We start from the raw sequence: 20,710 nt of genomic DNA, 5'->3' as shown, positions 1-20,710 counted from the left end.
ACGGGGGTCAGGTCTTGGCCATGTTCCAGAAGGCGGTCACCGGCGACTTGAACACGCCGGTCACGTTGCGCCGCCAGGCCGAGGGCTGCCAGTAGAAGCCGAGCGGCACATAGGCCATCAGCTCCATCGCCCGCTTGTTCAGCGCCTCGGCGATCCGTCGCGATTCGGCGGCGTCGCCGGTCTCGGTCCAGGCACCGCGCAGCCGCTCGATCTCCGCATCCTCCGGCCAGCCGAACCAGGCCTGCGGCCCATTGGCGCGGAGGAACAGATGATAGGCCGGCAGGCTGAGGCTCTGGCCGGAGGCGGTGGTGTGGATGATGCTCCAGCCGCCCTTCTCCACCGGCTCCTTGCTCGCCCGCCGCTGGACCAGGGTGCCCCAGTCGGTCGAGACCACCTCGAGGTTCATGCCCAGCCGCCGCAGCACATCGGCGGTCACCAGCGACAGCGCGTTGATCTGCGGATAGTCGCCCGGCGCGACCAGCACGACCTTCTCGCCGTTGTAGCCGGCCGCCGCCAGCGCCGCCTTGGCCTTGTCGATGTCATGGGTCTTCAGCACCTCGCTGCCGACCTCGTTGGCCAGCGGCGTGCCGCAGGTGAAGACGCCCTCGCAGGCCTCCCAGCCGCCCGGCTCGTTGCCGGCGACGGCGCGCATGTAGTCCCGCTGGTCCACCGCCATCGCCACCGCGCGGCGGATGGCGGGGTTGTCGAAGGGCGGCTGCAGCGTGTTGAAGCGGCAGATGCCATAGGTGCCGTCCAGCAGCCGCTGCTCCACCACCACCCGGCGGTTGCGGCGAAGCAAGGGCAGCAGGTCGTGCAGCGGATATTCCCAGTAGTCCTGCTCGCCCGTGCTCATGGCGCTGGCCGCGGTCGCGGGGTCGGAGATGACGGTCCATTCCACCCGGTCCAGCCGCGGCACCCGGCCGCCGGCAAGGCCATCCACCGCGCCCTCGCGCGGGACATAGCCATCGAACTTGGCCCAGACCGCGCGTTGCCCGGGGTTCCACTCATCCGCCATGAAGCGGAAGGGCCCGCTGCCGACGGGGTCGCGGATCTGCTGGAAGGCATCGGTCTGGGCGATGCGTTCCGGCATGATGAAGCAGGGGAATTGCGTCTGGCCCAGCGCCAGCAGCAGCAGCGGCACCGGCTTCCGCAGCCGGAAGCGGAACCGCCGGTCGTCCAGCGCCTCCACCTCCGCCACCTGGGCGGCCAGCACCTGCATGAAGGGATCGCGCCGCGCCCAACGCCTGATGCTGGCGACGCAGTCCTTCGCCAGCACCGGTTCGCCGTCGTGGAAGCGCAGCCCGGGCCTGAGCGTGAAGGTCCAGGCGAGGCCATCCGCCTCGGTGACCCAGCCCTCCGCCATCTGCGGCTGGATCTCGCCCTTGGCATCCTGGGCGCAGATCTGGTCATAGGTGAGGAAGGCGTGGTTCCGCGTCACCACCGCCGTGGTCCAGACCGGGTCCAGGCTGGTGAGGTTGGCCTGCGGGATCACCCTGAGGGTCCGCGCCGCGGCGCCCTGGCTGAAGGCGGGCATCGGCAGGATGGCGGCCGCCAGTCCCGCCTGCATCAAGCTGCGTCGTTGCATGGCGTCAGGCCCTCCGAATGCCCCAGAAGATCGCGAAACCCTTCACCCGGTCCACCAGGGTTCGCCGATGCGCGGTGATGGAGTAATAGGCCCCGGTCGGGATATAGGGCAGGCCCTCCATCGCCACCGCCTGGATCCGCCGCGCCAGCGCCTGCTGGGAGGCGAGGTCCGGCGCATCCAGCCATTCCGTCCGCAGCCGCTCCACCTCCGGCAGGTCCGGCCAGCCCGGTGCCGCGGCGGCGCCGTCGGAGCGGAGCTGGTTGTGGGTGACGGGGTTGATGAAATCCATCCCCGAGGAGGCGAAGCAGGCGATCGACCAGCCGCCGGCATCGAGCGGCCCCTTGTTCATCCGCCGCTGCGCGACGGTCCCCCAATCCGTCAGCACCACGTCGAGGTTGAGGTCGAGCCGCCGCAACAGGTCGGCGGCCACCTGCGCCTGGGCCGTGGTCGAGTTGATGTCGGTGGTGCCGATCAGCCGGACGCGCTCGCCCTTGTAGCCGGCCTCCTTCAAGGCCTGCTTCGCCCGCTCGATGCTGCGCGGCCCCTTCAGCGGGCCGAGGCCCTCGTCGTTCGCCATCGGCCCCTTCGGGGTGAAGAAGCCGCAGCCGGTCTCGATCTTCGTCGGGTCCGGCCCGACGATCGCGGTCATGAAATCCTCCTGGCTGATCGCATGCAGGAAGGCGCGGCGGATCGCCGGATTGTCGAAGGGCGGCTGCAGGTGGTTGAAGCGGAACTGCCCCGGCAGCGGCAGCGGATCGATCGCCTCGAGCTGGATGGCCCGGTTGCGCCCCAGCAATTGCTGGATCTCCGGCCCCATCTGCTCGAACCAGTCGATCTCGTTGTTGGTCAGCGCCGCGGCGGCCGTCGCCGCATCGGGGATGATGTTCCACTCGATGCGGTCGAAATGCACCACCTTCGGTCCGGCGGTCATGCCGGCGCCGCCGCCGCTGGTCGGCACATAGGCCTCGTTCCTCGCCCAGACCGCGCGGCTGCCCTGGCGGAACTCATCCATCACGAAGCGGAAGGGCCCGCTGCCGATCGGCTCGCGGATCTGCTGGAAGGGATCGGTCTTCGCCAGCCGCTCCGGCATGATGAAGAGCGAGGGATTGGCCGGCACCGCCAGCGCCTCGATCAGCAGCGGGAAACGCCGCTTGAGGCGGAAGCGGAAGCGCCGGTCGTCCACCGCCTCCACCGCATCGGTGCGCGCCGCCAGGGCCTGGCCCATCGGGCTGCGCCGCATCCAGCGGGTGATGCTGGCGACGCAATCCACGGCCCGCACCGGCTCGCCGTCGTGGAATTTCAGGCCCGGTCGCAGGGTGATGGTGCAGGTCAGGTCGTCGTCCGAATAAACATGCCCCTCCGCCATCTGCGGGAAGACGCGGAAGGCATTGTCCGTCCCGTACAAGGTGTCCCAGACCATGTAGCCATGGTTGCGGATAACGTTGGAGGAGACCGCCACCGGATCGAGCCCGCCGAGATCCGCCTGCGGCACGAAGCGCAGCACGCGGGCGGAGGCCGGCTGGGCGATGGCGAAGCGCGGCAATGCCGCCACGCTCGCGGCCCCGAGAAGCGCGCGCCGACCTGCCATGCTCAGACCCTCCTGATGTTCCAGAACAGCGCCAGCCCGCGCACCCGGTCCGCCAGGTCGCGCCGCACCGCGGTCTGCGAGCGATAGGCCCCGGCGGGAATATAGGGCAGCTCCTGCATCGCCAGCACCTGCATGTCCCGGGCCAGCGCCTGCCGTTGCGCCAGATCCGGCGCCTCGAACCAGGCATCGCGCAGCGCCTCCAGCCGGGGGATATCCGGCCAGCCCGGCCAGGCCCCGGCGCCATTGGCCCGCAAGGTCGGATTGGTCGCCGGCGTCAGGAAATCCATCGAGCTGAAGGCATACATGGAGACGCTCCAGCCCCCCTGCTCCACCGGCCCCTTGTTGTTGCGCCGCTGGACCACCGTGCCCCAATCGGTCAGCGCCGCATCGAGGTTGACGCTGAGCCGCCGGAACAGATCGACGGCCACCTGGGTCATCGCCGCCGGCACCAGGATATCGGTCGGCCCCAGCAGCCGGATCGGCTGGTTGGTGTAGCCCGCCTCCTTCAACAGGGCCTTGGCGCGGTCCAGGCTGCGCGGCCCCCGCAGCGGCTCGAGCCCCGCATCGCTTGCCATCGGCCCGCCCGGGGTGAAGAAGCCGGCATCGGCCTGGTACAGCGCGGCATCGGTGCCGACCGCCGCCTGCATGAAGGCTTCCTGGTCCACCGCCGGCAGCAGCGCCCGCCGCATGGCCGGGTCGTTGAAGGGCGGCTGCAGATGGTTGAAGCGCATCAGCGCCATCATCGGCAGCGGATCCATCGGCTCGATCGCCACGGTGCGGCCGCGGCGGAGCAATTGCTGGATCTCCGGCGGCGGCTGCTCGTACCAGTCGATCTCGCCCGATTGCATCGCCGCCGAGGCGGTCGCCGCATCCGGGATGATCTTCCACTCGACGCGCTCGAAATGCGCCAGCTTCGGCCCGGCGGTATAGCCGGAAGCGGCGATCGGCGTCGGGCTATAGCCATCGAACCGCGCGAAATGCGCCTGGGCGCCGGAGACATATTCATCCGCCAGGAAGCGATAGGGCCCGCTGCCCATCACCTCCCGCAGCTGGGTGAAGGCATCGGTCTTGGCCAGCCGCTCCGGCATGATGAAGCAGGGCGGCGCGACCGGGGAGGCCAGCGCCTCGATCAGCAGCGGGAAGGCCCGCTTCAGCCGGAAGAGGATGCGCCGGTCGTCCGGGGCCGCGATCTCCTCGACCAGTGGCGCCAGCTTCTGCCCCATGGCGTGGCGGCGGAGCCAGCGCTGGATGCTGGCGACGGCATCGCGCGCCAGCACCGGCTCGCCATCATGGAAGCGCGGCCCGGGGCGCAGGGTGATGACCACCCGCCGCCCCTCCTCCTCGACCACATGCCCTTCGGCCATCTGGGGCTGCGGCCGGAACGCCCCATCCGAGCCGTAGAGCGTGTCATGGACCATGTAGCCCATGTTCCGGGTGACGTTGGAGGTGGTCCAGACCGGGTCGAGCGAGGAGAGATCGGCCTGCGGCACGAAGCGCAGCACCCGGCCCCGCTGCGCCACGGCCGGTGCGGCGACCGCCGCCGCCCCCGCCGCCAGCAGCCCGCGCCGCCCGATCATCCGCGCTTCATGTTCCAGAACAGCGCGAAGCCCGGCACCCGCCCCGTCAGGTTGCGGCGGAAGGAGGTCATCGAGGTATAGGCCCCGACCGGGATATAGGGCACCTCGTCCAGCATCGTGAGCTGGATCTCTCGCGCCAGCTTCTTCTGCGTCTCCATGTCCGCCGCATCGAACCAGGCGTCGCGCAGCTCCTCCAGTCGGGGGATCGTGGGCCAGCCGAACCAGCCGGCGGCGCCATTGCCGCGCAGCGGGAAATTGCCGGAGGGATCGGCGAATTCGAAGGAGGCGAAGGCGGTGAGGAAGACGCTCCAGCCGCCCTTGTCGAGCGGCTCCCGGCTCGCCCGCCGCTGCACCACGCTGCCCCAATCCGTCAGGACGAAGTCGAGGTTCACGTCCAGCTTGCGGAACATGTCGCCCGCCACCTGGGTCATCGCCGCCGGCGCCAGGATGTCGGTCGGGCCGATCAGGCGGATGAGCTGGTTGGTGTACCCCGCCTCCTTCATGAGCGCCTTGGCCCGCTCGATGCTGCGCGGCCCGTTCAGCGCCTCCATCCCCGCGTCGTTCGCCAGCGGCGTGCCCGGGGTGAAGGTGCCCATGTTGGCCGAATACAGCGCCGGGTCGGGTCCTACGATCGCCGTCATGTAATCGGTCTGGCTGACCGCCGGCAGGATCGCCTGGCGCATCTTCTTGTCGTTGAAGGGCCCATGCAGGTGGTTGAACCGCAGGATCGCCGGATTGGGCAGCCGGTCGATCGCCTCCACCGTGATGTTGCGGTTGCGCCGGAACAGCTGCTGGATCTCGGGCGGCGGTTGCTCGTACCAGTCGATCTCGCCGTTCTGCAGCGCGGCCGAGGCGGTCGCCGCATCGGTGATGATATGCCACTCGACCCGGTCGAAATGCGCGACCTTCGCCCCCGCGGTCAGGCTCGGCGTGCCCGTCACCGGCTGGTAGGCCGCATTCCGCTCATAGGCGACGAAGCTGCCCGAGTTGTACTCGCCGGGGAGGAACTTGAACGGCCCGCTGCCGACCGTCTCGCGGATCTGCTGGAAGGGATCGGTGCGCGCGATCCGCTCCGGCATGATGAAGGCGGCGGGGTTGGAGGGATTGGCCAGCGCCGCCAGCAGGCGGGGAAATGGCCGCTTCAGCTTGAAGCGCAGCCGCCGGTCATCCAGCGCGACCAGCTCGTCGATCGCCGGCTCCATCTTCTGGCCATTGGAATTGCGCTTCATCCAGCGCTTCAGGCTGGCGACGCAATCCGTGGCCCGCACCGGCTCGCCATCGTGGAAGCGCAGCCCGCTGCGGAGCGTGAAGGTCCAGTTCCGGCCGTCGTCCGAGACCTCGTGCCCCTCGGCCATCTGCGGCTGCGGCTGGAACTCCGCATCCATGCCATACAGCACGTCATAGACCAGCCAGGCATGGTTGCGCGTCACATTGGCCGTCGTCCAGATCGGGTCGAGGCTGGTGAGGTTCGCCTGGGGGACGAATTTCAGGGTCCGGGCCGCGGCATTCTGGCCGATGGCGAATCGTGGCAAGGCGGCGGCGCCGGCGACGCCGGCCAGCAGGGATCGACGCTGCACGGTCAGGCCCTCCTCACGTTCCAGAAGAAGGGCGGTCCCTTCGGCAGATCGGTGATGCTGCGGCGATGCGCCGTGGCGACATAGGCCTGGCCCAGCGGCAGGGTCGGCACCTCCTCGAAGGCGATCGCCTGCTGCTCACGCGCCGCCTGCTGCTGCGCCGCGAGGTTCGGCGCGTCGAACCATTCGGCCCGCTTGGCCTCCAGCCGCTCGGAACTCGCCCAGCCGAACCAGCCGTTCGTGCCGTTGCCGCGCAGCGTCTGGTTCACCCCGGGGCTGAGCGTGTCGAAGCCGGCCCAATAGGTGAAGAAGATGCTCCAGCCGCCCTTCTCCACCGGCTCCCGGTTGTTCCGCCGCTGCACCACGGTGCCCCAGTCGGAGGAGACGTAGTCGACGTTCAGCCCCACCTGCTTGAAGAGGTCGGCGCCGACCAGGCAGAGCGCATTGATGATGGGGAAGTCGGTCGCGCCCAGCAGCACCACCGGCTCGCCCTTGTAGCCACTGGCGGCGACGTCCCGCTTCACCTTCTCCAGGTCGCGCGGGCTGGTCAGCGCCGAGAGGCCGGCATCGCTGGCGAAGGGCGTGCCCTCCGGGAAGAAGCCGACCTTGTCGCGCCAGGCCCCTTTCTCGCTGCCGAAGGCCGCGGTCATGAAATCAGCCTGGTTGATCGCGCCCAGCAGCGCCTGCCGCAGCTTCGGATTGTTGAAGGGCGGGTGCAGATGGTTGAACCGTGCGAAGCCGAGCTGCCCGGTCGGGTCGGGGATATCGATGTTGATGTCGCGCGCCCGGCGCAGCGGCGGCAGCAGGTCGTTCGGCGGATTCTCCCACCAATCCGCCTCGCCCGATTGCAGCGCGGCGGAGGCCGTCGCGCTATCCGGCGTCACCCGCCATTCGACCCGGTCGAAGAAGGCCCGCTTGGGGCCGGAGGTCCAGGAGGGCGTGCCGCTCTCGCGCGGCTTGTAGTCGGCGAATCGCTCATAGACGAAGCGGCTGCCCTGCACCCGCTCATCCGCCTTGAAGCGGAAGGGGCCGCTGCCGATGAACTCGGTCACGGCGCGGAAGGGGTCGGTATTGGCCAGCCGCTCCGGCATCATGAAGGGCACCGGCGTGCCGACCTTGCCGAGGGCATCCGGCAGCAGCGGGAAGGGCTTCTTCAGCCGGAAGACGATGGTGCGGTCATCGGTCGCCAGCAGGTCGTCGGTGCGCGCGGCCAGTTCCTGGCCCAGCGGGTCGCGGCGCTGCCAGCGCTTTATCGAGGCGACGCAATCCTGCGCCCGCACCGGCTCGCCATCGTGGAACCTCAGGCCGGACCGCAGGGTCAGGGTCCAGCGGCGGCCGTCATCCTCGACGGTATGGCCCTCGACCATCTGCGGCTGCGGCTTCAGCTCCGCATCCAGCCCATAGAGCGTGTCCCAGATCAGGAAGGCATGGTTGCGCGTGACATAGGCCGTGGTCACGATCGGGTCGAGCGTGCCGACATCCGATTGCGGGATGAAGCGCAGCACGCGGCTATTGGCCGGCTGCGCGATGGCGAAGCGCGGCAGCAGGCCGGAAGCCCCGGCCGCCGCGCCGGCGCCGATCAGGTTGCGTCGAAGCATCGATTGTCTCCCCGGAGCCGGTCTCGCGGCCATTGCGGGGAGTGAAGCGCGGCGCGGCCGGCCCTGCAAGCGGGACCGGCCAATATTGCGTCGCGATCAGGCTTTCTGGACGTTCCAGAACATCGGCATGCCCTTCAGCACGCCGCTGAGGTTGTTCCGGTAGGTCCAGGGCTGGAAATACTGCCCGACCGGCAGGTAGGGCACCTGCTGGAAGGCCTCCGCCTGCAGCTCGGCGGCGATCGTCTGCTGCGCCGCCAGGTCCGGCGCATCGAACCAGGCGCTGCGCAGCTCCTCCACCCGCGGCATGGTCGGCCAGCCCGGCCAGGCCGCCAGCCCGTTGCCGCGCAGGCCGAGATGCCCGGCCGGGCTGAAGAAGTCGAGCCCGGTGAAGAAGGTGAGGAAGATGCTCCAGCCACCCTGGTCCGGCGGGTTGCGATTGGCCCGGCGGGTGACGACGCTGCCCCAGTCGGTCGAGACCAGGTCCACGTTCATGCCGGCTTTCACCAGCATGTCGTTGCAGACCTGGGCCAGCGCATTCAGGCTGGGGAAATCGGTGGCCGCGAGCAGCACCACCTTCTCCCCCTTGTAGCCCGCCGCGGCGAGGTCCCGCTTGACCTTGTCGTAGTCGCGCGGCCCGGCCAGCGGCGCCAGCCCGGCATCGCTGGCGAAGGGCGTCCCCGGCGGGAAGAAGCCGACATTCTCCCGCCACATGGATTTGTCGGTGCCGATCACCGCCGTCATGTAGTCCGCCTGGCTCACCGCTCCCAGCAGGGCGCGGCGGATCGCCGGGTTGTCGAAGGGCGGATGCAGGTGGTTGAAGCGGCAGAGGCCGAGCAGCCCGGTGCGGTCGTACTGCTCGACCACCACGTTCCGCATGCGGCCGAGCCGCGGCAGCAGGTCGGCGGTCGGCTGCTCCCACCAGTCCACCTCGCCATTCTGCAGGGCGCCGGAGGCGGTGGAGGCATCCGGGATCACCCGCCACTCGACGCGGTCCAGATGCGCCACCTTGGGGCCGGAGATGAACTCGGCCTTGCCGCCCTCGCGCGGCACGTAGTCGCGGTTGCGCTCATAGACCACGAGGCTGCCCGGCACCCGCTCGTTGGCGACGTAGCGGAAGGGGCCGCTGCCGATATTCTCGCGCATCGGCACATTGGCATCGAGCAGCGCGACGCGCTCCGGCATGATGAAGCACAGCGGGGAGCCGGCCTTGGCCAGCGCATCGAAGAGCAGCGCGAAGGGCCGCTTCAGCCGGAAGGTGAGGCGCCGGTCGTCATCCGCCGTCAGCTCCTCGAGGGAGGCGAAGAGCGCCTGCCCCATCGCATCCCGCTGCGCCCAGCGCCGGATGCTGGCGACGGCATCGCGCGCCCGCACCGGCTCGCCGTCGTGGAACTTCAGCCCCGGCCGCAGGGTGATCGTCACCCGCCGCCCGCCATCCTCGATGCTGTGGCCCTCGGCCATCTGCGGCTGCGGCCTGAACTGGTCGTCGATGCCGTAGAGCGTATCGTAGATCAGCAGCGCATGGTGCCGGGTGACATAGGCGGTGGTGACGATGGGGTCGGTCACCGCGACATCCGACTGCGGGATGAACCTCAGCACCCGGCTGCCGGACGATTGCGCCAGGGCGGGCGCGGAGAGGGCGGGGACCGCCAAGGCGCTGCCCGCCGAGGCGATGAGGAAACTGCGACGATCCATGCTGGCTTGTCCCTCGTTCATGCGCGCCGGAGGTTCCAGAACAGCGGCGGGCCCTTGAGCACGCCGGTCAGGCTGCGGCGATAGGCGGTCGGCTGGAAATACTGCCCGGTCGGCACATAGGGCACGCCCTCGAAGGCGGCGCGGCTGATGGCATCGGTCGCCGCCTTGGCCGTGGCCGCATCCGGCGCGTCGAACCAAGCATCGCGCTGCCGCTCGATCTCGGGGATGTCGGGCCAGCCGAACCAGGCCTGGGCGCCGTTGCCGCGCAGCGCGTTGTGCCCGGCCGGGTTCCAGTGGTCGACCGCCGACCAGAAGGTGAAGAAGCCGGACCAGCCGCCCTTCTCCAGCGGCTCCCGGCTCGCCCGGCGCTGCACCACGGTGCCCCAGTCGGTGCCGACGTAGTCGACGTCGAAGCCCATCCGCTTGAACAGGTCGGCGCCGACCAGCCCGCAGGCATTGATGCTGGCGAGGTCGGTCGCATTCATCAGCACCAGCTTCTGCCCCATGGCGCCCGCCGCCTGGATCTCCCGCCGCGCCTGCTCGATGCTGCCCCGGTAGGCATCGAGCCCGGCCGTGGTGCCGAAGGGCGAGGCCGGGGCGAAGAAGCCCACCCTGTCCCGCTTCAGCTTCGGGTCGTCGCCGATCACCGCCGTCATCATGTCCATCTGGCTGATGCAGGTCAGCACCGCGCGGCGGACGGCGGGGTTGTTGAAGGGCGCGGTCAGGTGGTTCGGCCGGAAGGTGCCGATGAGGCCCATCGGATCGGCGACCTCCACCACCACGTTGCGGTTGCGCGCCAGCGACGGAAACAGGTCCGCCGTCGGCTGCTCCCACCAGTCGATCTCGCCGGACTGGACGGAGGCCGCGGCCGTCCCCGGATCGTTGATGATATGCCACTCGACGCGGTCGAAATGCGCCACGTGCGGCCCGGCGGTATTGCGCGCCACGCCATCCCCGAAGGGCACGTAGGCGGCATTCCGCTCCCAGACCGCGCGGGCGCCGGGCACCCAGTCCTCCTTGCGGAACCGGTAGGGGCCGCTGCCGGTCGCGTCCGTGATCTGCTGGAAGGGATCGGTTTGCGCCACCCGTTCCGGCATGATGAAGAGGCAGGGCGTGGTCACCTTGGCGAAGGCGTCCAGCATCATCGGGAAGGGCTTCTTCAGCCGGATCTGGAAGCGCAGGTCGTCGAGCGCCGCCATCTCCTCGGTCTGGGTCAGCAGCCGCTGGCCGAAGGCATCCCGCCGGGCCCAGCGCTGGATGCTGGCCACCGCATCGCGCGCCCGCACCGGCTCGCCATCGTGGAATTTGAGGCCGGACCGCAGGGTGAAGACCCAGCGCTTGCCATCGTCCTCCACCACATGCCCGGCCGCCGCCGCGGGATGGACCTTGTAGTCGTCGTCCACGGCGTATAACTGATCATAGACCATGTAGCCGTGGTTGCGGGCGATATAGGCCGTGGTCCAGAACGGATCGATGATCGAGAGATTGGCCTGCGGGATGAATTTCAGCACCCGCGACGCGGCCGGTTGCGCCAGCGCCGGCCCCGACAACCCAAGGCTGGACAGGCCCAGCCCCGACAGTCCCGAGGCGGCTCCTGCCAGCGCCGCCCCACCCAACACGCCGCGTCGGAACATGCGCAATCCCCTCGCCCATGGAACGGTGCGGAAACTACCCCATTTCAGGACCGGACGAAGCCATAATCAGCCGAATACCGCATGGGCCGCGCAGACAGTCCGGGCACCGGATGGAACCATCGCGCAGGCGGCACGATCTAACCGCGATCCGTCTCAACAACGCCGTATCCAGCCGCCAATTCGCCGCTGAGCGTCCCTCCACCCCGGCCGGAATCGACCGCCGAATTCGCAGGATCGGGCCACGGCCCGAACACCCAGGGAGGAAGCCGAACCGCATGCTGCAACGTCCCGTTTCATTCCTATGCTGCGCCGCAAAACGTGACAGGGAAATTGGCCTGCAACAGGCATGAAGCGCCCCTTGTCACCACGCCGTGGTTTGTCCGGGGTAAAGCCTCAGCGTATGCAATCCGCATTCAGGATGCACCGCATGACCACTGCCATCGCCGGCGCCGCGACGCCCACCTCTCGCCTGCGCGCCGCACTCGACCGCGCCCTCACCCCTTCGGCCCGCCGCATGGTAGGAGAGCTGCTGCGCTTCGGCGTCGTGGGCGTGGCCGGATTCGTGGTGGATGCCAGCGTGCTCACCGCCGGCATCGCCCTCGGCACCGGCCCCTGGTTCGGCCGCGTGCTGTCCTACCTCGCTGCCGCCAGCAGCACCTTCGCGCTCAACCGCGCCTGGACCTTCCGCGATGCCGCCCGGCCCGAGGGCCGGGCCGGCGCCGCCCGCCAATGGGGATTGTTCCTGCTCGTTAATCTGATCGGATTTGCCTGCAACTATGGAACCTACGCCGCGCTCCTCGCCAGCGTGCCGTATGTTGCGGTGCACCCAATCCTCGGCGTGGCCGCAGGTTCCCTCGCAGGTTTGCTAGGTAACTTCTTGCTAACACGGCGTTTTGTCTTCAGAAACGGTCAGTCGTGAGGACCAGCAGCGCGATGTATGGCGCAGCCATCCCCGTGAGCCCCGGCCTCGCGCAGCACTTCGCGCCAAGCCCGGAAGGAGCAACCCCATGCAAGGCGTGATGCCCCCGAAGCCGCGCCCCGGCGCCAGCCAGATCCTGCCGGGCATGCCCGATGCAGGCTGGGGACGCTTCGCCGCGGATGCCCGCAGCGCCGCCCGCCGCCAGGGCCCGCTGCAGGCGCCGCTGCCGCCGGTCCTGCTCGCCAGCCTGGTCGGGCTGCTCGATGCGCTGGCCATCGGCATCGCCGGCTTCGCCCTGCAGGCGCTGCCCTTGCCGGCCGGCCGGCCGGACCCGGCGCTGATCGGCTTCCTCGCCCTGCTCGGCCCCTGCCTCATCGGCGCGGTCGGCGGCTATGGCCATGCCGCGCTCTATGGCAGCCGCAAGGCGGCCCTGGCCGTCCTCGCCGGGCTGACCCTGGCCGGCGGCGGCCTCTCGCTCGCCGCCATGGTGCTCGGTGCCCATGACAGCTTCCCGCCCGGCCTCGCCCTCGTCTGGCTCGGCTTCGCCACGCCGCCGCTGCTCAGCGGCCGCCTCGCCGCCGCCCTGGCGCTCCGCGCCGCCGCCGACCGCACCCGCCAGCGGGCCGTGGTGGTGGGCGATGGCCCGCAGGCCGCCCGCTTCGTCGCCGCCCTCCGCGGCCGGCAGGACCGTAGCATCGAGCTGCTCGGCCTGGTGGACGACCGCCGGACCCTGCAGCCCCGCGCCCAGCAGCCGGGCGGGCAGCGCAACGGCCTGCCCTACCTCGGCTCGATCGAGAAGCTCGGCGACATGATCCGCCGCGGCGAGGTCGACCAGGTCATCCTCGCCCTGCCCTGGGCCGCGGAAGCCCGCCTCGTCGCCCTGCTGCGCACCTTCGGCGACTATCCCGTCGACATCCGCCTCGCCCCGGACCTCATGGCCTATCGCAGCGCCGGCCAGGCCGGCCCGGAAGCCGAGCGGCTGCGCCTGCTCCGCCTCGCCGACCGGCCGATCCGCGGCTGGGGCGCCGTGGTCAAGGCGATCGAGGACTACCTGCTCGCCGGCATCGGCCTCGCCTTCGCCGCCGCGCCGATGGCGCTGATCGCGCTGGCCATCAAGCTGGACAGCCCCGGCCCGGTCTTCTTCCGCCAGCGCCGCACCGGCTTCAACAACACCCATTTCTACGTGCTGAAGTTCCGCACCATGTACAACGATGCGCTCGACCACACGGTCAAGCGCCAGGTCACCGCCGGCGACAGCCGCGTCACCCGGGTCGGCGCCATCCTGCGCCGCACCTCGCTGGACGAGCTGCCGCAGATCCTGAACGTGCTGCGCGGCGAGATGTCCTTCATCGGCCCCCGTCCGCATGCCCCCGGCACCCGCGCCGGCGGCCGCCCCTTCGAGGAAGTGGCCGCCCGCTACGCCGCCCGCCACCGGGTCAAGCCGGGCCTGACCGGCCTGGCCCAGGTCCGCGGCTGGCGCGGCCCGACCGAGACGGAGGAGAAGCTTATCCGCCGGGTCGAGAGCGATCTCGAGTATATCGAGACGTGGTCGCCTTGGCTTGATCTCACCATTCTGGTTCGCACCTTGCTGGCCGTGGCGCGGATGCGTAACGCCTGCTGATCTCGCGCCACCGGAGAATATCCTTGTCCGCCATGAATACCCTGACGTTCGACCGTGCGGCTGCCACGCCGCGCCCTGCCCCCGCAATGGCCCAGCCGCGCATCGCCGTGCTGATCCCCTGCTACAACGAGGAGGTGGCGATCCCCCGGGTCGTCGCCGCCTTCCGCGCCGCCCTGCCCGAGGCCACCGTCTACGTCTACGACAACAACTCGAAGGACGGCACTGTGGCCGCCGCCCGCGCCGCCGGCGCCGTGGTGCGGACCGAGATGCTCCAGGGCAAGGGCCATGTGGTCCGCCGGATGTTCGCCGATATCGAGGCGGATGCCTATGTGCTGGTCGATGGCGACGACACCTATGACGCCAGCGCCGCCCCCGCCATGCTCGGCCAGCTCTTCGACCAGCGGCTGGACATGGTGACCGGCATCCGCGTCACCCCGCAGGAGGTGGCCGCCGCCGCCTATCGCCCCGGGCATCAGTTCGGCAACGCCGTCCTCACCGGCATGGTCCGCTGGGTCTTCGGCGACCGCATCTCGGACATGCTCTCGGGCTACCGGGTCTTCTCCCGCCGCTTCGTGAAGAGCTTCCCCGCCCTGGCCTCGGGCTTCGAGACGGAGACGGAATTCACCGTCCATGCGCTCGAGCTGATGCTGCCGGTCGGCGAGGTCCCCTCCGCCTACAAGGAACGCCCGGCGGGCTCCACCAGCAAGCTGAACACCTACCGGGACGGCTTCCGCATCCTGCGGACCATCGTCACCCTGGTGCAGCGCGAACGGCCGCTGATGTTCTTCTCCGCCGCCGGCGCCCTGATGCTGCTGCTGGCGCTGCTCCTCGCCGCCCCGCTGGTCAGCACCTTCCTCGCCACCGGCCTGGTCCCCCGCCTGCCGACCGCGGTGCTCGCCACCGGCTTGGTCCTGCTGTCCTTCCTTTCCTTCGCCTGCGGCCTGACCCTGGATACCGTGACCCGCGGCCGGCAGGAGGCGAAGCGCATCGCCTATCTCGCCGTCCCCGGGCCCGATTTCGAGGGCTCCGAGACCAAGGGCGCCCCGACCGGACGGCTGGCATGAGCCTCGGCCCCTATCCCGCGCCCGTCCACCTCGCCGGCGCCATCGGTCCGCAAGCCCCGACCGACGCCGATGTGGTGATCCTGGCGCTGGACCGGGCCGAGGAAACCATCGCCGCCATCGCCTCCGCCCGCGCCCAGACCGGCGTTGCGAAGCATGTCTGGATCGCCGACCAGGGCAGCAAGCCGGAGAACCTGGCCCGGCTCGCCGCCGCCGTCGAAGGCGCCCCGGATGCGACCCTGGTGCGGCTCGACCGCAACTGGGGCGTCGCCGGCGGCCGCAACCGGGCGACCGCGCTCGGCACCGGCCGCGCCGTCTTCGCCCTCGACAACGATGCCGAATTCGCCACGCCGGATACCCTGGCCCGCGCCGTCCGGGCACTGGACGACGAGCCCGACGTCGCCGCCATCGCCTGCCGCATCCTGGTCTTCGCGACCGGCGCCGAGGATCTCTCCTCCTGGGGCTATCCCCCTTCCCTGCTCTCCCGCGCGGCGGGCGCCTTCGACGCCGTCACCTTCGTCGGTGCCGGCCATGCCATCCGCCGCGCCGATTTCGAGTCTGCCGGCGGCTACGACGACGCACTCTTCTTCTGCTGGGAGGAGTTCGACTTCGCCCTCCGCGCCATCAATGCCGGCCAGCGCATCCGCTACCGCGGCGACATCGCCGTCCGGCACAAGGTGAGCGGCGAGCACCGCTTCTCCTGGTCCGGCACCCGCTGGTTCCACTTCGTCCGCAACCGGCTCTACATCGGCATGAAATACGGCACGGGCGCCGCGGCGCTGATGCCGCGCTTCCTGGCCTATCAGGTGAAGGGCGCCCGCAATGGCGTGCTGGGCCAGGGGCTGCGGGCCGGTATCGCGGCGCTGAAGCTGGCCCGCGCCTTCCGTCCGGCGCCGGGGCAGGAAGCCCTCTACCGGCTCACCCCCGCGGCGCGCGCCTATATCGCCGCCAATGATGCGGCGCATCGCGGCAGCATGGCCAAGCGGGTGCGGGCGGAGATCCTGGCGGCGCTGCCGGCGGCGGCGAAGACCTGAGGGAAGAAAGGCCGGGGGTCGCGGCACTGCCGCGACGGTAGTCTCCCCGGACCCCTTATCTATTTCTGCTCTCCAGGAATCAGGGGGAAGCCTTGGAAGTATGATCTTCCCCCCGAGGCTTCCTACGCCCTGCGCTCGCGGGCTTCCTGGCGCAGCAGGGCGATGATGGCGGGACTGTCCACCAGATAGCGCCGTGCCAGGCGCTTCGGGTCCTGCGCCAGCCGCCAGGCCCATTCCATGCCCATCTTCTGCACCGGTACCGGGGCCCGCGTCTCCTCCCCGGTCAGGAACAGCAGGCTCGCGCCGATGCAGAGCCCGGTGCCGGTCGCCTTCCCCCGCTCCACCACCGCATGCGCCACCATGCATTGCCGGGGCGAGCCGACGGCCAGGAAGACGAAGCGGGCGGGATTCTCCTCGATGAAGCGCACCGCCGCCTCGAAGGCCGCCGGGTCGCGCTCGAAACCCATGGGCGGGTTGTGATGCGCGATGCGCCGCAGCCCGGTCCGTGCCTTCAGCCGCTCCAGCGCATCCGGCGCCAGTCCCAGCACCGTCACCGGCTCGTCCGGATCGATCTCATGCTGGATGAGGTAGGCGGTGAGGTCGCTTCCCGGCACCACGGCCGGCACCGGCAGACCCAGCACCTTGCCGATCTGCGCGACGACGCGGCTGTCCAGCAGCCGCATCGCGGAGTCCGTATAGAGCTGCCGGATGCGCGGATCCCGCGCCAGGCGGACCAGATGGTCCGCATTCGGGGTCACCACATAGCCGAAGGGCGAACCCTCCGGCCGGGCCGCCAGACTGGCCACCACCCCGGGCAGCGGCAGGTCGGCGAAGTCGAGGCCCAGCAGCCGGACCGTGGCCTCCTGGGAGGCAGGGAGCTCAGAGGGCGAAGCGGAGCCTGAGCTGGAGTAGATTGCGCGAGTATTCATCTAATCCTGCGCTCGTCTCGATCCGTCGGGCATATGCGTAGGTACCGATCAACTGCATGTTGCGATTCAACAGGTAGCGTGCCGACAGGGTCAGCACCGCATCGGTAGCCTTCTGGTTCGGACTTTCATACTCACGACGATCGGCGCGAAGCTCGGTCCCGAGGATGATGTTGCGCAAATACTCGTGGTCGACCGTCACCCCGGCCTGGGTCCGCTGGTAGCTGACCGCATCCTGCCGGATCGACTCTTCGATGGTGCGGGAGACGTAGAAGCGCAGGGAGGTGAGCTGCGTCGGCGTCCAGGTCAGCGACCCTTCCGCCGCCGGCCCCGAAAGGGTCTTGATCGTGGGGCTCTTGTAGTCCCGCTGCCGCCAGCCGAGCTGGAAGCGGCCCTGCCAGACACCGTCGAAATCGTACTGGAAACCGGCCAGGGCCTCCCAGGTGAGGCTGTCCCGGCCGCGCGACAGAATGTCCGTGTAGGTGATGTCCTGCAGCCGGACGACCGCATTCACCGACCGGCCCGGTGCAAGCGCGTAGCTGGCGCCGACCGCACCGATCGCGGTGTTGAAGCTCTGCTGCGAGGTCAGGTTGCGCTGCCCGCCGATCGTCACATCCTCGAAGTCGAAGGTGCGGTAGACGGCATTGGCCTGCAGCCCCAGCCGGTTGAACTGGGTCTGGCCGATCACCGCCGCCTCGTTGGAGGCATAGGCGACCGGCTGGGTCAGCCCGGCCCGCTGCACGTCGAAGCTGTAGACGTCGAGGTGCTCGCGGTAATGCCGGTACTGCGCCGTGAGGTTGGTGGTCGCGGAGAAATCGTAGCGGCCGAAGCCGCCGACGCTCCAGTCGTTGAAATCGAGCTGCGACCGGCTGAAATACTGCCGGTTGTCGCTGCTGACCGAGGCGCCGACCGCATGGGTGGTCCAGTCGCTGCGCAGATCGACGTTGGCCCGCTCGTCGACGAAGCCGTCGGAGACGATGTTGCGCTTGCGGCCGAACAGGTTGCTGTCCCAGCCCGGGGCGACATCCAGCGTCCCGTCCAGCCGGTAGCCGCCCAGCCGCACGCCGAGCGGGTCGTAGTCCGGGCGCGTGCGGCTGGTCACCGTCACCCCGCGGGCCGTGTCGGAGGCGGTGCCGAGCTGGGCGGAAGCCTCAGCCAATGGCGCTGCCGCCAGGACCACACCCCAGAATCCCCAGCGGAAACCCGCGACCGGAAACCTTTTCACCACCATTGCCCCGCCATGCTGCGCCCCCAACCTGCCTAGCACGAGGTCGTCATCGCGTGTGCCTGCAACGATCACGATCTGTCATTTCTTGCCGGTCCGGCGCATGGTTTTGGCCAGCTGTTGCAGACCTGCCGCGCTTATGCGGCCAGACATCCGTAATTCTCCCCGGAGTTACCGTCGCGCAAGCCGGCTCGAAGGGGGTTGCAATTCGCCGCGGCCCCGATGCCTATTCAATCCAGGTGCCACCCCCGGCCCAATGCATACCGCAACCGCATCCCGGGGTTCACTTCTTCGCGCCAGGCGGGAAGACTCCACCGATTAACCCGATGCGGGCTGACCGGCGGAAGCGTATCATCCTCCCCCATGGCCGGCCCAGGACGGAGCCCAGCAATGGCCAGCATCGAAACACTCCGGCCGGGCGCACCCGGACCGGCCTCCCAGGTCGCCGCGCCTGCTCCGGCAGACCAGTCGCCGCCCGTGTCCGCAGGGCCTGAGCCGTTGCGGCTTGACCTCTTTCTCGCGGATCCCGCCGCGGACCGCCTCACCGGGCTGGTCGCCTTCGCCCTGGCCGCCGAGCGCCAGGCCGATGCCGCGCCCGAGACCATCGCCCGCCTCCGCCGGGATGCCGAGGTGGCGCTGACCGACCACGCCTTCCGCACCCTGCACAACAACGTCGAACGCCTCCAGCAGGAAGCGGTGCTTGCCCGGCTCGGCCATCTGCCCCGTCCCCCGGGGCTGCTTCGCCTCGTCTCCGCCAACCTCGTCGCCCTGGCGCTCGCCGCGGCCGGCGCCGGCTGGCTCGCGCTGCACCCCCAAACCCTGGCCGGTATCACCGGCCTCCTGGCAGGCTGACGCATGTCCCTCACCCGTTCCACACCCGGCGGCGCCGAGATGGCCGCGGATACCCCGCTCCGCCGGGCCCTCAAGGCCTGCCGCACCCAGTTCATCCTGGTCGGCGTGTTCAGCGGGGTCGTGAACCTGCTGCAGCTCACCACCTCGGTCTACATGATGCAGGTCTTCGACCGGGTGCTCGCCACCCGGGTGCTGGATACCCTGCTCTATCTCTCCATCATCGCCATCGTCGCCGTGGCCGTGCTTTCCATCCTGGAAGCCGTCCGCGGCAAGATCATGCAGCGCATCGGCACCTGGATCGAGCACCGGGTCGCCCCGGAAGGCTTCGTCCGCGCCCTGGAATCGACCCTGCGCGGCCGCCCCTACCGGATGGAGGCGCTGCGCGACCTGGCCGTCTGCCGCGGCTACCTCGGCTCGCCGGGCGCCCTGTCGCTCTATGACATCCCCTGGGTGCCGATCTACATCGGCGTCATCTTCCTGCTGCACCCGGTGATGGGCATGATCGCCCTCGGCGGCGCCGTGCTGCTCTTCGGCCTGACCCTGGCCAGCGAGCTCTCGACCTCCGCCCTGCTGAAGGAGGCCAATACCGCGGCGATGTCGACCCAGCGCCGGGCCGACGCCATCTCCCGCAATGCGGAAGTCATCGACAGCATGGGCATGCTGCCCTCGGTCATCGGCCGCTGGCGCGAATCGGTCGCCGCCATGACCGCGCCGCAGCAGCGCGCCGCCGACCGTGCCGCCCTGCTGGTCGCCGCGACCAAGTTCTTCCGCCTCGGCGTGCAGATCGCCATCCTCGGCGTCGGCGCCTACCTGGTCCTGCAGCAGGAACTGACCTCGGGCGCCTCGATCGCCGGCTCCATCATCATGGGCCGGGCACTGGCCCCGGTCGAGCAGATGATCGGCGGCTGGAAGCAGCTCGTGCAGGCCCGGCAGTCCTTCCGCCGGCTGCAGTCCTTCCTCGGCCTGCCCCGGCTGCGCCCGCCCGGCCTGCCGCTGCCCGAGCCGACCGGCAAGCTCTCGGTCGAGCGCGTCTCCTATGCCTTCCCCGGCCAGGGCGTCGCCATGATCAAGGGCGTGAACTTCGCCCTCACCCCGGGCGAGAGCCTGGCGATCATCGGCCCCTCGGCCGCCGGCAAGACCACGCTGATCCGCATGCTGATCGGCACCCTGCCCGCCTCGGCCGGCACCGTCCGGCTCGACGGCGCCGATGTCTACCAGTGGCTGCGGGAGGATTTCGGCCGCCACGTCGGCTACCTGCCGCAGGACGTGGAGCTGTTCGACGGCACCGTCTTCCGCAACATCGCCCGCATGGCCGAGGCCGAGCCGGAGGCCGTGTACGAGGCCGCCCAGCTCGCCGGCTGCCACGACATGATCCTGCGCCTGCCGAACGGCTATGAGACCGAGATCGGCGACAGCGGCCAGTATCTCTCGGGCGGCCAGCGCCAGCTCATCGGCCTCGCCCGCGCCATGTTCGGCCGGCCCAAGCTGGTGGTGCTGGACGAGCCGAACTCCAACCTCGACGGCGATTCGGAAGCGGCGCTGACCGCCGCGCTGGACCGGCTGAAGGAACAGGGCACCACCGTCGTCCTCGTCTCCCACCGCCCGACCCTGGTGCAGGGCGTCGACAAGGTGCTGCTGCTGAAGGATGGCGCCATGGAGATGTTCGGCCCCCGCGTCGAGGTCCTGAAGCGCCTGATGAACCCGCCCCGCCCCGCTGAACTGCCCACCGGCGCCGCTCCCCTGGCCCGCCTGGAAGGGAGTGCCGCCGGGGCGGGCGGAGGGGCTTCGGTGGTGAGGCTCATCGGGCGGCACTCCCTTCCAGGC

Annotated in this window: 15 protein-coding genes; 6 read left to right on the top strand and 9 right to left on the bottom strand. The window is 69.9% G+C overall.

The window, feature by feature from the left end:
* Window positions 1-7: 7 nt before the first annotated feature.
* From AC0IW9_RS08805 to AC0IW9_RS08775, 7 genes are all read right to left on the bottom strand, one after another.
* A complete protein-coding gene (locus AC0IW9_RS08805; protein WP_471647854.1) occupies window positions 8-1,585 on the bottom strand; it encodes an ABC transporter substrate-binding protein in 1,578 nt (525 codons plus the stop codon).
* Between the two features lie 4 nt (window positions 1,586-1,589).
* Complete coding sequence (locus AC0IW9_RS08800) at window positions 1,590-3,173, bottom strand: ABC transporter substrate-binding protein (RefSeq protein WP_471647853.1); 1,584 nt, start codon at window positions 3,171-3,173, stop codon at window positions 1,590-1,592.
* 2 nt (window positions 3,174-3,175) lie between these two features.
* Window positions 3,176-4,750, bottom strand: coding sequence for an ABC transporter substrate-binding protein (locus AC0IW9_RS08795; RefSeq protein ID WP_471647852.1), 1,575 nt, complete (start codon window positions 4,748-4,750; stop codon window positions 3,176-3,178).
* On the bottom strand, window positions 4,747-6,327 hold the full coding sequence (locus AC0IW9_RS08790) for an ABC transporter substrate-binding protein (protein ID WP_471647851.1): 1,581 nt from the start codon (window positions 6,325-6,327) through the stop codon (window positions 4,747-4,749). The genes AC0IW9_RS08795 and AC0IW9_RS08790 overlap by 4 nt, the downstream gene beginning before the upstream one ends.
* Window positions 6,328-6,329: 2 nt before the next feature.
* Window positions 6,330-7,922, bottom strand: coding sequence for an ABC transporter substrate-binding protein (locus AC0IW9_RS08785; RefSeq protein ID WP_471647850.1), 1,593 nt, complete (start codon window positions 7,920-7,922; stop codon window positions 6,330-6,332).
* 96 nt (window positions 7,923-8,018) lie between these two features.
* Window positions 8,019-9,614 (bottom strand): ABC transporter substrate-binding protein, encoded by a 1,596-nt coding sequence (locus tag AC0IW9_RS08780; RefSeq protein WP_471647849.1) that lies wholly within the window; start codon window positions 9,612-9,614, stop codon window positions 8,019-8,021.
* Between the two features lie 17 nt (window positions 9,615-9,631).
* Window positions 9,632-11,248, bottom strand: a complete 1,617-nt coding sequence (locus tag AC0IW9_RS08775) for an ABC transporter substrate-binding protein (RefSeq protein WP_471647848.1) — start codon at window positions 11,246-11,248, stop codon at window positions 9,632-9,634.
* A 427-nt stretch (window positions 11,249-11,675) separates the two neighbouring features.
* On the opposite strand from AC0IW9_RS08775, the gene AC0IW9_RS08770 reads away from it, so the two are divergent.
* The 4 genes from AC0IW9_RS08770 to AC0IW9_RS08755 all read left to right on the top strand — a co-directional run bounded on the left by AC0IW9_RS08770 (window position 11,676) and on the right by AC0IW9_RS08755 (window position 15,883).
* Window positions 11,676-12,167: a GtrA family protein gene (locus AC0IW9_RS08770; RefSeq protein ID WP_471647847.1), complete on the top strand. Its 492-nt coding sequence runs from the start codon at window positions 11,676-11,678 to the stop codon at window positions 12,165-12,167.
* Between the two features lie 88 nt (window positions 12,168-12,255).
* Window positions 12,256-13,788, top strand: coding sequence for an exopolysaccharide biosynthesis polyprenyl glycosylphosphotransferase (locus AC0IW9_RS08765; protein ID WP_471647846.1), 1,533 nt, complete (start codon window positions 12,256-12,258; stop codon window positions 13,786-13,788).
* A gap of 86 nt (window positions 13,789-13,874) precedes the next feature.
* Window positions 13,875-14,852 carry a glycosyltransferase family 2 protein gene (locus AC0IW9_RS08760; RefSeq protein ID WP_471648002.1) on the top strand — a complete coding sequence of 326 codons (978 nt, stop codon included), beginning with the start codon at window positions 13,875-13,877 and terminating at the stop codon, window positions 14,850-14,852.
* Complete coding sequence (locus tag AC0IW9_RS08755; protein ID WP_471647845.1) at window positions 14,849-15,883, top strand: glycosyltransferase family 2 protein; 1,035 nt, start codon at window positions 14,849-14,851, stop codon at window positions 15,881-15,883. Before AC0IW9_RS08760 ends, AC0IW9_RS08755 begins: the two co-directional genes overlap by 4 nt.
* Before the next feature lie 122 nt (window positions 15,884-16,005).
* Here AC0IW9_RS08755 and AC0IW9_RS08750 read toward each other — a convergent pair whose 3' ends face one another.
* Window positions 16,006-16,812 carry a WecB/TagA/CpsF family glycosyltransferase gene (locus AC0IW9_RS08750; RefSeq protein ID WP_471647844.1) on the bottom strand — a complete coding sequence of 269 codons (807 nt, stop codon included), beginning with the start codon at window positions 16,810-16,812 and terminating at the stop codon, window positions 16,006-16,008.
* Window positions 16,763-17,968: an outer membrane beta-barrel protein gene (locus AC0IW9_RS08745; RefSeq protein ID WP_471647843.1), complete on the bottom strand. Its 1,206-nt coding sequence runs from the start codon at window positions 17,966-17,968 to the stop codon at window positions 16,763-16,765. Before AC0IW9_RS08745 ends, AC0IW9_RS08750 begins: the two co-directional genes overlap by 50 nt.
* A gap of 564 nt (window positions 17,969-18,532) precedes the next feature.
* Here AC0IW9_RS08745 and AC0IW9_RS08740 point away from each other — a divergent pair.
* Both AC0IW9_RS08740 and AC0IW9_RS08735 read left to right on the top strand, forming a co-directional pair.
* Window positions 18,533-18,886 (top strand): hypothetical protein, encoded by a 354-nt coding sequence (locus tag AC0IW9_RS08740; protein WP_471647842.1) that lies wholly within the window; start codon window positions 18,533-18,535, stop codon window positions 18,884-18,886.
* Between the two features lie 3 nt (window positions 18,887-18,889).
* On the top strand, window positions 18,890-20,710 hold a 1,821-nt coding region (locus AC0IW9_RS08735; protein ID WP_471647841.1), incomplete at its 3' end, for a type I secretion system permease/ATPase.

This window comes from Belnapia sp. AC561, assembly GCF_979252845.1.
This window is presented reverse-complemented; position numbering and strand designations above follow the sequence as displayed.